Here is a 13,156-nt window from a genome sequence, read left to right on the forward strand (position 1 = left end):
CTGTGCGAGATACCGCCCCCGGGGAAGTCGACGGCGAGGGATCCCCGGCCGCGGCCGTCGTCGAAGCCGCCGGTGATGTGAGCCGGTACACCCTTCCCTCGCCGGCGGCCTCGATCCGCTCGTGCAGACGGGCGGACGTCGTACCGGTCCTGGCGACGGCGGCGCGCACGGCGGCCCCCGGCGTGGGCACGGACGAACCGGTCTTCGGCTTCGCATCACCCGCCCCCTCACCGGTCGCGGCACAGCCCGCGCACGGCAATGCGGCCACGGCGGCCAACGGGACGGCACAACGCATCGGCTCTCCGGAGGGACTCAAAAGCGCTGCCGGTGGTCTGGCCGACGCGCCTCAGCGGGTGACTTTATAACGCTCTTGCTGGGGGGCCGCAGGCGATTGCCCTACGCCGCCTCGGGTTTGGCCGGGATGCACAGTGAGGCGAGGACGGCGGCCGTGAGGTAGGCGAGAGCGCCGGCGGCCATGCTGATCCGCAGGCCGGTGCCGTAGCTGTTCGCCGTGGCGAGGAGGCTGCCGCCGAGTGCCACGCCGGTCGCGCTGCCGATCTGGCGCGTGGTGTTGAACAGGGCTGAGGCGGTCCCTGAGTAGGCCGGGGGCGCGGCGCCCATCATGGTCGCGGTCGAGCCGGTGAGCGCGAAGGACGTACCGAATCCCGCGGCCATCATCGGTGCCACCAGCAGCGGGTAGGCGGGATCGGACCCGGCCGCGACCCAGCCGGCCAACCCCAGGGCGGCGAGCAGCATGCCGGAGATCACCAGCGGACGGTCGCCGGTACGGCGGGCCAGCCGGCCCGACAGGACGGAGGCGAACATGGTCATCGCCACCGCCGGGAACAGCGCCACGCCGGTGCCGAGGGCGCTGTAGCCGCGCTGGTGCTGGAACTCCAGGCTGGCGGTGAACACCATGCCGTAGAAGGCGAAGTTGAACAGCATGCCGATGACGGCGCCGCCGCTCATCGCACGCGAGCGCAGCAGGCCCAGCGGGAGAGCGGGGGCCACGGCCAGACGCTCGCGCAGGACGAACGCCGCGGTGGCGAGCACGGTCAGGCCCAGCCCGGCGAGCACCGCGGGATCGGACCAGCCGCGCCGTCCGGCCTCGTTGAGGGCGGCCGTCAGGAGCGCCACCGCCGACACGACCGCGCACTGCGCCGGCCAGTCCAGGGCCCGGCCGGCGCGCCGGGGCGAGCGCGCCACGTACCGCCGCGTCAGCACCAGGCAGGCGACGCCGACGGGAAGGTTGATGAGGAACACCCACCGCCAGCCCACCGTGGAGACCAGCAGCCCGCCGAGCAGCGGTCCGGCGGAAGCGGCGATGCCCGCCATGGAACCCCACAGCCCGAAGGCCCGCGACCGTGCGGTCGGCTCCGGGTAGGACTGCTGGAGCAGCGCCAGGGAGCCCGGCACGATGAGGGCCGCGCCGAGTCCCTCGACCAGCCGCGCCGTCACCAGGAAGGGGGCGTTCGGCGCGAGCGCGCACGCGGCGGAGGCCACCGTGAACACCCCCACGCCCGAGCAGAAGACCCGACGGTTTCCCAGCCGGTCGCCCAGCGCGCCGGCGCTGAGCAGGAACCCGGCGAAGACGAGGGTGTATCCGTCGGTGATCCACTGGATCCCGGTGAGCGAGGCGGACACCTCCCGGCCGATCACCGGTACGGCGACATTGATGATCGTCACATCGAGAATCACCATGAAGTACCCGGCGCAGACGGCCAGGAGCGGTGCGTAGGCCTTCCGCCCGGAGGCCGGGGGTGGCGGAGGCGAGAGTGGGGACTCACCGTCAGTGCGCGACTCTGCGAACGGCACGTCCCGTACTCCATCCCGTTGCGCGCCAGCCCCCGCACCGAACGCCACAGTAGGGGACAGACCGCCGGCACCACGGGAACCGGGCTGACGCGCTGCGCCGGCCGGGGGATGGCGCGGGCCCAGACGTTCGGTGAACACGAGTGCGCGGGCGGTACCTTCAGCGGGCGTTCCGTGTATTGACCGTGCCCTCGGCTTGCGCGCGTGGTGCCCCGAGCACAGCGGCTGAAGGTTGCTCATGTGACACCGACGAAGCCGGGTGAGCCGTCAGCCCGGTTCGGCGTCCAGCCACTGCAGGACTTCGGGGGTGGCGGCGTCGGTGACGTCTGATAACACCGTCTGCAGCCCGGTGTGCGGATGCGGGGCGACGTCCATGCCGCCCGTCGTCGAGACGTCGTCGGGGCCGTAGTGATCGGCGAAGCACCAGGCGCCGATCAGGGTCCGGGCGCGCTGCGGCAGTGTCCGCCGAACGGTCATCGCCCGGGGACCGCCGAGGGGGACGTCGCGCGGGGTCAGCACCTCGACCCGCGCCGTCCCGGCCGGTCGCCGGCCGTCCACCGCCGCACCGCACCGCACTTCCGCGGGTTTCGTTTCGGCGTTGCTCACCGTGGACCACCTCCCGGAAGCGTTGTTCTATATTCAACTATCATGCCATGATCGTAGACGGCCCGCGCGGGACCTTCATCCACCCGTGGCCGTGAGGTCCGTCCGCAGGACGGCGCGCCGCCCCCGCAGCTCGCCCCTCTCCATCCGGCCGTGGACGTCGGCTGCCGCGCTCAGCGGGAAGACCTCGATGCTCCGCGGGCACAGCGCACCCCGGCCGAACAGGTCGTTGACGTACGCGGCGGCTCCGGCGAGTTCGTCGGGTGTCGCGTGTGAGATCACGAACCCCACGACGGACCGGTCGTTCACGTACAGCGCCCTGGCGGGCAGCACGGGGCGGCTTCGGATGCCGGCCAGCAGTACCACGCGGCCCCTGCGGGCGAGCAGGTCGACCGTGGTCTCCAGGTCGTTGACGCCCGCCGTGTCCAGGCACAGGCCGAGCCCCGCCGGCGCCGCCCTGCGGATCCTCTCGGTCAGTTCCGGATCCCGGTAGTCGAACACCTCGGCCGCGCCCAGCTCCGCGCAGTACTCGGCGTCCCGCGCGCCGGCCGTGGCCAGGACACGGGCGCCGGCCCGTACCGCCATCGTGACCAGCGCACTGCCGACATTGCCCGCGGCGCCGACGACCAGCACGGTCTCGCCCACGCTGAGCCGCCCGTGGACGAACAGCGCCAGATACGCGGTCGCCGCCGGATGGACCACGGCCACCGCCGCGTACGGATCGACTCCCTCGGGCAGGTGGTACAGCCGATCGGCCGCCACCACCGCCTGCTCCGCCGCCGCGCCCTGCCGTCCTCCGTGCCCGAGGCTGTTGCACCACACCCGGTCCCCGGCACGGAAGCCCGTGACGCCCGGGCCCACCTCGGCCACCGTGCCGACCAGGTCACGGCCCACGACGTGCGTACATTGAGGAGCTGGGGTCCGCGGACGTCATCCGGTACGGCGAGATCGCCGCTCCCCGGCCGGGGCACGCATGGCACCGCATGCTTCCACCCGCGCCCCCGGAATCAGCTCAGGACGCAAGGGACACAGCGCCGGGCAACCCGCACGGGTCCGTCCGGCGGTCACGTCACCAGCGCACTGCGGTGAAATCGATGGGCTGTGGCCGCAGTTCCCGGGTACGGACCGCCAGCCCCCGCAGTCGCCGGGCCATCTCGTCGGCGGGGAGACGACGGCGGTCGCCGTGGCCCGGCAAGAGCCACTCGAAGCGCAGGCCGCCGGCCGTCCGGGCCAAGGAGGCGGCCAGCTCACCGATGGAGTACCAGGTGACACTCTGCGCCACCTCGATGTCCTGCGTGGTACGCGACCAGTAGAAGCTGTCTCCGCTGAAGCAGTACCGCTCGTCGGCGACGAAGAGCACGCTGCCGCGTGTGTGGCCGGGCAGGGGGTGGGCGATCACGCCCTCGGCGATCTCGGCCGGGTCGGTGCCCCGCAGGACACCGTCGGCGTCCGGGGCGGCGTCGAGGTCTCCCTCGTGGATCCAGAGCCGGGCACCGAAGTGGTCGGCGTATCGGCGCCCGTGCGCGGCGTGGTCGCGGTGGGTGAGCAGGACGTCGGTGACTGGGCCCAGCGCCTCGTAGCGCGCGGCCAGGGCGGTGCTCCAGCGCGGTGTGTCCACCATCATCGCGGTGCCGCCGGGGCGGCCTAACAGGTAGGAGTTGGCTCCCGCGGTCTGCCTGGAATTGTGGCCGCACAGGTACACGGTGTCGTCCAGAGCCATCGGGAAAGGGTCCAGCGCTGTGTCCAGCCGCCCGCCCGGAGGACGGATCGACCGCGTCTGGCAGGCATGGGCGGCGGCGTGCAGCTGCCGCACCTCCGTCCGGTCGCGCGGCTGGCGCAGCACCGCCGCGCGACCGTCGACCTCACCGATCAGGCCGGGAGCGAGCTGCCGTGCGACATCGCAGTTGGTGCACCGCTCGTCCACGTACCAGCCGTCCTCGAACCGTTCCTCGCTCATGGCCGATTCCTCCCTGCGTCGTGGCCGTCCGGCCCGGCTTCTCACCTTCCAGGGGTATCCGGGCCGCACGGAGAAAGGAAGAGGGCCCGGATCTTGTACTTGCGGCATGGTGCTGCTCTGACCGGCTGGCGCGTCGGCGTCGGAAAACCCCTCGTCAACGCTGAACCACCGCTTCGCAAAGTGACTGTCTGCCGTGCTTCCTCCACGACGAGATCCCTGGACGACGTACGCCCAGTCGCTCACGGACCGACCCGTCAAGGGCATGCTCGCCTGGTCCTTCGTCCGCGACGACCAGCCGCTCGCCGAGACCGCCCGGCAGGTCGCGCTCGCGCTGCGCGACGAGGTGGGCGACCTGGAGACTGCCGGGACTCCGGTGATCCAGGTCGAGCCCGCCCTGCGCGAGACCCTGCCGCTGCGCGCCGCCGACCGCCCCGCCTATCTGGCCTGGGCCACCGAGGCATTCCGGCTCACCACCGGTGGCGTACGCCCGGACACCCAGATCCACACCCACATGTGCTACGCCGAGTTCGGTGACATCGTCCAGGCCATCGACGATCTCGACGCCGACGTCATCAGTCTCGAAGCCGCCCACGGCTACCCCCGTGCCGCCGGACCCGGTGTGTACGACATCCACTCCCCGCGCGTACCCGGCGCCCGGGAAGCCGCCGAACTGCTCCGCACCGGCCTGCGGGCGATCCCCGCCGAACGGCTGTGGGTCAATCCCGACTGCGGCCTGAAGACGCGCGGCTGGCCGGAGACCCGCGCCTCCCTGGAGAACCTGGTGACCGCCGCCCGCGCGGTACGAGCGGAGCTGTAGCCACAGCGGTGCGGGCCGCTCCCTCTTGATCATCACGAGGTGACGCTGTCGGGGATGTCGGATTCCGGGCAGACTGGAAGGGAGCGGCTCGCCGTGATGGCGTGCGACGACATTGGGAGGCCGCCGTGCGATTGGAAGAGTTCCTGGCCCAGGTCCGTGACCGGGGGGAGTACCGCAGCCGGGAGGAGGCCGAGCAGGTCTGCGAGGCGGTGCTGTGGGTGCTCGCGACCCGGATCTCCCCGGAGGAGGCCGACGAACTGGCGGCACGGCTGCCCGCGCCCCTGGACGAGGCCTTGCATCTGGACCGGGGGCGTCCGGAGTCGTTCGACTGTGACGAGTTCCTCCGGCGTGTGTCCGTGCAGACCGGCGCCCGGCCGCGCACCGCGGAGTGGGACGCGGACGCCGTCCTGTCCACGGTCGCCGACGCGGTCCCGGACGGGCAGCTCGACCACCTCCTGTCGCAGCTGCCGACCCGCTACGCCGAGTACTTCGGCAGGCCGGACCCGAGCTGACGGGCGACGTCCCGGACGGTCTCGCCCGTGCGTCCTCGCCCGTGCGCCGGGGCCGGCCGGTCACTCGTCCTGCGTGGCCTCCCCGGGCTGCCCAGCCTCCCCAGAGGTGCGCAGCTGGTCGTCGCACCACTGCCTGGCGGCCTCGGCGACCTGTTCCAGGGCGCCGGGTTCGGAGAACAAGTGCGTCGCCCCCGGAACGACGGACAGGGAATGCGGGGCCCGCAACCGCCGGGCCGCTTCCTCGTTCAGCTCCTGCACCTGCTGGTCCTGGCCGCCGACGATCAGCAGGACCGGGGCCCGCACCTCTTCCAGGGCCTCGCCCGCCAGGTCGGGCCGGCCGCCCCGGGACACCACGGTCAGCACCCGGTCCGGCCGCTCCGCCGCGGCCACCAGCGCCGCCGCGGCACCCGTACTGGCGCCGAACAGGACGACCTGGAGGCCGCGGGTGTCGGGCTGCGTGTCCAGCCAGTCGATCGCGGCCACGAGGCGCCGGCCGAGGAGGGGGATGTCGAAGCGGTGCTCGCCGGTCAGCGCGTCGTGCCGCTCCTCCCGTTCGCTGAGCAGATCCATCAGCAGCGTGCCGAACCCGGCGGTGCGCAGCTCGGCGGCCACCATCCGGTTGCGCGGACTGTGCCGGGAGCTGCCGCTGCCGTGCGCGAAGAGCACCACGGCCCGCGCCGCCGTCGGGACGACGAGGTCACCGGAGAGCCTGACCTCGCTGGTGGGCACCAGAACCATGTCGGAGATCATCGGCCTCACTTCTTCCACGCCTGCCGATCCGGCGGATCGCGACGAGCCGGATGTCCCCCACCGCATATCCACCATATCGGCCGGAACCTCCCGGCGCCGGGTCGGAGGCGGGTGGGGCCACGGCCGCGTCGGAGCCGTCGCGAACCACGGCCGCGAGGAGGTGTGCACGCGCCGTCCTCGCCGGCCACCGTGCGCTGCGGCGGGCCGTGGCGGTGCGGGGCGATCGGATCGCCGCCGTGTGGTCGGATCCGACGTGACGACCCCCGGGTTCACCCTCGAGGGGCACCTCGCCGGGCTCCGGGGAGGGGCCATCCCGCCCTCGGTCCCGACGGTGAGCCGCACACCTGGGGCGGAGCGACGGTAGGGGCGGCCGTCATGGCGATGGCATGACACGCCTCGGTGCGCGTGTGGCCGCCGGGCCGCTCGTCTCGCGGCCCGGCGGCAGGGTCCTGCCGGACGGTCATGGCCGGGCAGGACCCTGTGTCACGCTGCTGACGCTAGTTGCGGCGTCCCGCCGCATCGTGGGTCACGGCGTCCCGGTCGCTGCCGGGTGCCGGTACGGAACCCCGGGCTCCGGCGCCGGCCACCGTCACCTCGACCCGGTCGCCATGCCCCGGCCACCACGCGGCGTGGCCGATCAGCGCGGTGAGGCTCGGGGTGAAGAACATCGCCATCACGAAGGCGGCGACGGCGATACCGAAGGACACCGCGAACCCCATCTCCGTGAGCAGCGAGTTGCCCGCCAGCATCATCGTGGCGAAGGTCGCCGCCAGGATGAAGCCGGCCGCGGCGACGGTCGGCCCGGCGTGCCGCAGCGCCATACCGGCCGCCTCGCGCGGTTCGCGGCCCTCGCGGGCCTCCTCGCGGAGCCGGGCGATCATGAGGATGTTGTAGTCGGTGCCGATGGCGACCACGAACAGATACATGATCACCGGGAGCATGAACATCAGCCCCGAGTGTCCCTGCCCCTTCTGGAAGATCCACACGGTGGCGCCGAGGGTGGCGCCGAAGCCGAGACCCACCGAGGCCATGAGATACCAGGGGGCGACCACGCTGCGCAGCAGCAGGCCCAGGATGACCATGATGAGCACGGCGGCCACCGGGAAGACGGTCCGATAGTCGTGGTTGACCGCGGCGTTGATGTCCTTGTAGATCGAGGACATGCCGCCGACGACCGCGTCGGTGCCGTCAGGGGCGTCGGAGTGGGCGACGTCGCGGACCCGGCCCACGGCGTCGATCGCCTTGTCCGTCGACGCCTCGTACTTGAGCGTGACGGTGAAGTCGGCGGTGGTCCCCTCCTTGTTGAGCTGGGTCATGCGGGCGCTGGCGACGCCGTCCACGGCCCCGAGCTTCTGCGCGTACGCGTCGAAGCCCGTCTTGTCCAGCGGCTTTCCGTCGGTGCTGGACAGGTAGACGTCGGTGGGTGCCGCGGCGCCCGCCGAGTACGCCTTCTGCATCTGGTCCTGGACGACCATGGACTCCTTGGTCTTCGGCATGGAGCCCGAGGCCAGGTCGAACGTGGCGTTGTAGCTGAAGATGCCGAGCGACAGTGCGACCAGGATGAGACCGGACACCGCGGCGGTGAGCGCCGGACGGCGCTGCACACCCCGGCCGAGTGCGGCGAAGCGGGCGTTCTCCGGCTCCTTCTGCCAGGACTTGGAGGGCCAGAAGACCTTCGGTCCGATGAGCGAGACCACGGCCGGGATCAGGGTCAGGCCCGCGACCAGGGTGGCGCCGACCGCGATGGCGAGCGCCGGGCCCATCTGCTTGAGGAAGCCCAGCGTGGAGAGCACCAGCGCGAGGAAGGCGATGATGACGGCACCGGCGGCGGAGGCGATGGCCTCGCCGACCCGGTCGACCGCGTTGATCATGGCCTGCTTGGGCTCGTCGCCGGCGCGCAGCCGTTCGCGGTAACGGAACATCAGGAACAGGAAGTAGTCCGTGCCCACGCCGAACAGCACGACGATCAGGATCGACGAGATCGAGCTGTTGGCCTGCAGGTCGAACAGCTTCGTGGCGTACGCGATCAGGCCGTTCGAGACGAGCGACACCACACCGATCAGCACCAGGGGCAGTACGGCGAGGATGGGCGCCCGGAAGATGATCAGCAGGGTCAACAGGATGATCACGAAGGTGCCGATGAAGATCAGCGCGTCTCCGCGTTTGGAGGAGTCCTGCTGGTCGAGGGCCTGCGCGGCGGAGCCGCCGAGCTTGACGTCGAGATGCGTACCCTTGGCCAGCGCCTTGACGTCGTCGCGCAACGCCTTGGCCGCGTCCGCCTGTTTGGGCTGGCCCGCGTTCTTGCTGTCCATCTGCACCAGGGTCATGTCATACCTGCCGTCCTTGGACGGCGGGCCGGGGACGACCTTCTGCACCTGGTCGATGTGCTTCTTGCCCAGTTCGGTGGTGATCCGGGCGATGTCCTGCTTGTCGGCGGCCGTCAGCCTGCCGCCGTCGGTGCGCTGGTACAGCGCGATGGCGGACGGCGTGAAGGCGCTGGGGAACGCCTTCTGCTGGAGGTCCGCCGCTTTGATGGATTCGTAACTCTTGGGTAGGAAGCTGCTCTCGTCACTGTTCGAGGGCAGACTCGGAGCAGTGGCGACGATCGCCACCGCGGCGATCAGCCATGCCACGATCGTCCACACGGGATGTCGGACGACTGTGTTGCCAATACGTCGGAACATGCGGAAGGTCCTCCTGGACAGGAAGATCACCGCAGCCCGGGGAGCGGTCCCTGGCATCGGCGACCCCGAACGGCACCTGGGTAACGGGCCGTTCGAATGGTTGTCTTGAGGCCATATGGTAGTGGCCGGATAAAAAGATCATCTCATGAGGACCCTCGATTGCTCGGATGGACCCGTTCACCCGAGGACGAACGGGAGTTCGACCGCGAGGTCGCCCAGCTCGGTCTGCTCCGCGCCGGTCGGCGTACGGCGTCCGGTGCCGAGGAGCAGCGCGTCCTTGTCGGAGATCGAGGCGGGGAACGAGGTCCCGGCGATCTTCTCCAGCGACGCGCGCGCCGCCGCGAGGGTTTCGGCCGGCGGGCCGGCGGCCGACGGCAGCCGGGCGATCAGGTCGAGATGGTGCAGGGTCCACTCGACCACGTACGCGGACAGGTAGTCGCCCACGGTCAGCACCTCGTCGCGGGTGCTGACGCGGAGGGCCGGATCGGCGAGTCGGGCGGCCCGGCCCGCCGCGGAACCGACGTCGTCCAGGTGGAACTTCAGCAACCGCGGCTCGCCGTACGCGGCGGCCAGCCGGGGGATCAGCGCATCGAGCGGATCCTCGCCGGTCGGGGGCTCGACCAGCTTCCAGTAGCTGGCCGCGTCCACGGTCGGTTCGGTGTCGGCGGGCGTGGCCAGGGTGATCAGGACGTCCTGGGCGTCGATGACCAGGTGGCACACCAAGTCCCGTACCAGCCAGCCGGTACAGCCGGACGGCCGCTCGAAGTCCCCGTCCGGGACTTCGGCGACCGCGGTGAGCAACGCCGTCCAAGAGTGCGAGAAGAGGTCCACCGCGGCAAGGTAGTGCGGGAGCCGAGGGGCGGACAAACGAATTCGGACGCTCACCGCGCGGAGGGGGACAGCCGATAGGAGCCGGCCAGGTCCCGCACCTCCACCGAGACGACCGTCTGCTCCCGGGTGCCGTCGCCCGTCGGCAGATGCTTGGCGAGCAACGCCAGTACGCTTTCGGACAGGTGCGCCTTCTGTGCCTCGGGGCGGCCGGGCATGAGACCGATCTCCACGTGCACGAAAGTGGTCTCGGCGCTCGGCCCGTCCCCGACGTACGTCGCCACCGGACGGACCAGCGTCTTGCACACGCCCGACGTACCGGATTCCTCGACCACGAGCGGGTGCAACTCCTTCACCAGGGCAGAGGGATCGAAGGTTCCGGCCAGATGGGAGGAGTAGTCGATGGTGAGGTGCGGCATGAAAGACCTTCCCCGGTGCCCGTAGTTTCACTAGGCAACTATTTTCCCTCATGCCACCACGTGCCTTCACCGCACCCCCTCCACCGGCTCATTGCCGACCCCGCTGCGCCGCGCGGCCGTCCCGCACGGTGCTGCGGGACGGCCGCGCGGCGCACGAGCCCGGCCCTGGGCCGGCGCCCCCGGTCAGCCGAGGCCGAGGACGCCCAGGGTGCGCTCGGCCATGCGCCGCTCGCCGAGCGCGTTGGGGTGCACCGGGACGATGTTCCGCCCGAAGAGGAGCGGCTCGATCCACCGGGTGCCGACGGCCTGGCACGCGTCGTGGCCCTCGGATGCCTGCGAGAAGTCGACGTATGTGGCCCCCGCCTCCTCGGCGGCGCGCTGCACGACCGCGTTGAGATGGGCCTGCAGCTCGTGCAGGTACGGCACGTCGCCGGAGGCCACCGGCATCTGGGCGAAGCAGGACGGGTCGGCCTTGGCCGGGGTGATCCACGGGTAGCCGAGCACCGCGACCCGCGCGCCCGGCGCCTTGGCCCGGACACTGCGCAGCGCGCTCTTCAGCGCGGGGTAGGTGTTCGCGTCGATGGCGTCGTCGAAGGAGCTGCCGTAGGTGTCCTTGCAGGGGCTGCCCCGGCCCCCGCTGAGGATGCCCGCGGTGCCGCAGGCGAGTATGGCGCCGATGAAGGTGTTGTTGTCGTTGCCGCCGATCGTCAGCGTCACCAGGTCGGTGTCCGCGGTGACCGCGTCCGCCTGCGGGGCGACGCCGGGGTACTGGGACTGGGTGAAGTCCTTGGTCTGGGCGGCGCCACAGGTGACGTCCGTGAGCCGGGCGCCGGTGCGGGCGGCCATGACGTGGGGGTAGTTGGCGGTGGAGCGCAGGCAGATGAGGTTGCCGGCGTCGACGGGCAGAACACCCGAGGCGGCGCTGTAACTGTCGCCGAGGGCCGCGTAGTTCAGGGTCGTCGTGGCGTGGGCGGGGACGGCGGTGACGCCGAGGGCCAGCGCCCCGGCGAGTGCGGAGGTGGCGGCGATGGCACGGCGCAGGGCAGGCAGGGGCATGACTCCCTCTTCTCGGGGTGGGGACACGGAGCAGACAGACGGGCATGGGGGTGCCCGGGTGTGTGCTGATGCGCGAGAATGCGGCGGCTCAGAGCAGATGGGCGTACCGGCCGTCCGGGCGTGGGCGCGTGTGCGCACGCACGGCGAGGGCCGCGAAGTGGGGGTTCGCGGGATTACCGCTGGGTACTACCGATAGGTAATGTGCGGCTGCGGCACCGCTGAGTCAACGTTGTTGACAGGAATTCTTGAAACCTTACGGAGTCGTGACGCGGTGGCCGTGTCCCCCGGTCGCGCTGCCGTGCCCGTCTAGCGTGGCCGTATGCGTGTACTGGTCACCGGCGGTGCCGGGTTCATCGGGTCCCATGTCGTCGAGGCGCTGCGGGCGAGCGGGCACGAGCCGCTCGTGTACGACGTCCGGGCCGATCCGGGCGCCGACGTGCGCAACGGAGCGGCGGTCGCCCGCGCCCTGTCCGGCGTGGACGCGGTCTGCCACCAGGCGGCCATGGTGGGCCTCGGCAACGGCGTCTCGGACGCGGCCGAGTACGTCTCCCGCAACGACCTGGGCACCGCCGTCCTGCTCGCCGCGATGGCCGAGGCGGGCGTACGGCGGCTGGTGCTGGCCGGGTCGATGGTGGTGTACGGCGAGGGCCGTTACGACTGTCCCGTGCACGGCGTCGTACGCCCCGGGCCGCGGGCCGCGGCCGACCTGGAGGCGGGCCGTTTCGAACCGCCCTGCCCGCGGTGCGGCGCATCGCTCACCCCGGGCCTGGTCACCGAGGACGCCCCGCCCGACCCGCGCAACGTCTACGCCGCGACCAAGCTCGCCCAGGAGCACCTGGCGGCCGCCTGGGCCCGCGCCACGGATGGTACGGCGATCTCGCTGCGCTACCACAACGTGTACGGCCCCGGGATGCCCCGCGACACCCCGTACGCCGGCGTCGCCTCCTTCTTCCGCTCGGCCCTCGAACGCGGCGACGCTCCGCGGGTGTTCGAGGACGGCCGGCAACTGCGGGACTTCGTCCACGTGCGGGACGTGGCCGCGGCCAACGTCATCGCGCTGGAGGCCGGGCCGCGCCCCGGAGCCCTCACGGCGTACAACACCGGCAGCGGCGAGCCGCACTCGGTCGGCGACCTGGCCCGCGCCCTGTCAGCCGCCCACGGCGGCCCGGACCCGGTCGTCACCGGCGAGTACCGTCTGGGCGACGTCCGCCACATCACGGCGGACTCCTCCCGGCTGCGCGCGGAACTCGGTTGGAAGCCCGAGGTGGGCTTCGCGGAGGGAATGCGGGAGTTCACGCGAACGCACTGAGCGTGTCCGCCCCCGCAGGACGGCGTCGCCGTCGATCATGGCGGTGCTCCGCACGACGTGCGCAGCAGGACATTCGCATGAACCAGTCGAAAGGACAGCCATGTCGCGACGGACCCTGAAGCCGGCCCGCGCCCAGGTCGCAGCGCTGCTCATCGCACCGGTGCTCGGCCTGGGCCTCCTCGCCCCATCGGCCTCCGCAGACACGCCGCCGCCCGGCCAGAAGGTCAACAGCAGCGACGTCATCGGCAGGGTCTGCCAACACGCGGGCGCGGACGACGACGAGGAGGGCTCGGGCCTGTCCTGCGAGAAGGACATCGCACCGCTCCTCTCCCGCATGATCGGCCCCGGGAGCGGGATCACCTGCCGGAACGAGTCCGCGACCGACATCGTCTGCCGCCCGGACAAGTGA

Annotated in this window: 10 protein-coding genes and 3 pseudogenes; 4 read left to right on the forward strand and 9 right to left on the reverse strand. The window is 71.6% G+C overall.

The genetic code is table 11. The features are described 5' to 3' along the window. Positions 1 to 396: 396 nt before the first annotated feature. The 4 genes and pseudogenes from ACZ7GZ_RS23470 to ACZ7GZ_RS23485 all read right to left on the reverse strand — a co-directional run bounded on the left by ACZ7GZ_RS23470 (position 397) and on the right by ACZ7GZ_RS23485 (position 4,372). Positions 397 to 1,815, reverse strand: coding sequence for an MFS transporter (locus tag ACZ7GZ_RS23470; RefSeq protein WP_471027092.1), 1,419 nt, complete (start codon positions 1,813 to 1,815; stop codon positions 397 to 399). A gap of 330 nt (positions 1,816 to 2,145) precedes the next feature. Beyond that, positions 2,146 to 2,418: pseudogene (locus tag ACZ7GZ_RS23475) on the reverse strand (pirin family protein); the annotation flags it as partial. A gap of 75 nt (positions 2,419 to 2,493) precedes the next feature. Then, positions 2,494 to 3,336: pseudogene (locus ACZ7GZ_RS23480) on the reverse strand (zinc-binding dehydrogenase); the annotation flags it as partial. 148 nt (positions 3,337 to 3,484) lie between these two features. Beyond that, positions 3,485 to 4,372, reverse strand: coding sequence for an MBL fold metallo-hydrolase (locus tag ACZ7GZ_RS23485; protein WP_471027093.1), 888 nt, complete (start codon positions 4,370 to 4,372; stop codon positions 3,485 to 3,487). Between the two features lie 217 nt (positions 4,373 to 4,589). Between ACZ7GZ_RS23485 and ACZ7GZ_RS23490 the strand changes: the two are divergent. Then, positions 4,590 to 5,189 (forward strand): annotated as a pseudogene (locus ACZ7GZ_RS23490) (5-methyltetrahydropteroyltriglutamate--homocysteine S-methyltransferase); the annotation flags it as partial. 125 nt (positions 5,190 to 5,314) lie between these two features. Continuing rightward, complete coding sequence (locus tag ACZ7GZ_RS23495; protein WP_471027095.1) at positions 5,315 to 5,701, forward strand: DUF2267 domain-containing protein; 387 nt, start codon at positions 5,315 to 5,317, stop codon at positions 5,699 to 5,701. Positions 5,702 to 5,761: 60 nt separating this feature from the next. On the opposite strand, the gene ACZ7GZ_RS23500 is transcribed toward ACZ7GZ_RS23495, so the two are convergent. The 5 genes from ACZ7GZ_RS23500 to ACZ7GZ_RS23520 all read right to left on the reverse strand — a co-directional run bounded on the left by ACZ7GZ_RS23500 (position 5,762) and on the right by ACZ7GZ_RS23520 (position 11,438). Continuing rightward, positions 5,762 to 6,451: a dienelactone hydrolase family protein gene (locus tag ACZ7GZ_RS23500; RefSeq protein ID WP_471027096.1), complete on the reverse strand. Its 690-nt coding sequence runs from the start codon at positions 6,449 to 6,451 to the stop codon at positions 5,762 to 5,764. 497 nt (positions 6,452 to 6,948) lie between these two features. Continuing rightward, positions 6,949 to 9,135: an MMPL family transporter gene (locus tag ACZ7GZ_RS23505; protein ID WP_471027098.1), complete on the reverse strand. Its 2,187-nt coding sequence runs from the start codon at positions 9,133 to 9,135 to the stop codon at positions 6,949 to 6,951. A 177-nt stretch (positions 9,136 to 9,312) separates the two neighbouring features. Further along, the gene (locus ACZ7GZ_RS23510) at positions 9,313 to 9,966 is read right to left on the reverse strand and encodes a maleylpyruvate isomerase N-terminal domain-containing protein (protein WP_471027100.1); all 654 of its coding nucleotides are present in this window, start codon (positions 9,964 to 9,966) and stop codon (positions 9,313 to 9,315) included. 50 nt (positions 9,967 to 10,016) lie between these two features. After that, positions 10,017 to 10,382: a 5-carboxymethyl-2-hydroxymuconate Delta-isomerase gene (locus ACZ7GZ_RS23515; protein ID WP_471027101.1), complete on the reverse strand. Its 366-nt coding sequence runs from the start codon at positions 10,380 to 10,382 to the stop codon at positions 10,017 to 10,019. 183 nt (positions 10,383 to 10,565) lie between these two features. Then, positions 10,566 to 11,438, reverse strand: a complete 873-nt coding sequence (locus tag ACZ7GZ_RS23520) for an SGNH/GDSL hydrolase family protein (protein ID WP_471027102.1) — start codon at positions 11,436 to 11,438, stop codon at positions 10,566 to 10,568. A gap of 319 nt (positions 11,439 to 11,757) precedes the next feature. On the opposite strand from ACZ7GZ_RS23520, the gene ACZ7GZ_RS23525 reads away from it, so the two are divergent. Both ACZ7GZ_RS23525 and ACZ7GZ_RS23530 read left to right on the forward strand, forming a co-directional pair. Beyond that, positions 11,758 to 12,747 carry an NAD-dependent epimerase/dehydratase family protein gene (locus ACZ7GZ_RS23525; RefSeq protein ID WP_471027103.1) on the forward strand — a complete coding sequence of 330 codons (990 nt, stop codon included), beginning with the start codon at positions 11,758 to 11,760 and terminating at the stop codon, positions 12,745 to 12,747. Positions 12,748 to 12,847: 100 nt separating this feature from the next. Then, positions 12,848 to 13,156, forward strand: a complete 309-nt coding sequence (locus ACZ7GZ_RS23530; protein WP_471027105.1) for a hypothetical protein — start codon at positions 12,848 to 12,850, stop codon at positions 13,154 to 13,156.

Source organism: Streptomyces sp. NPDC037288, assembly GCF_055603265.1.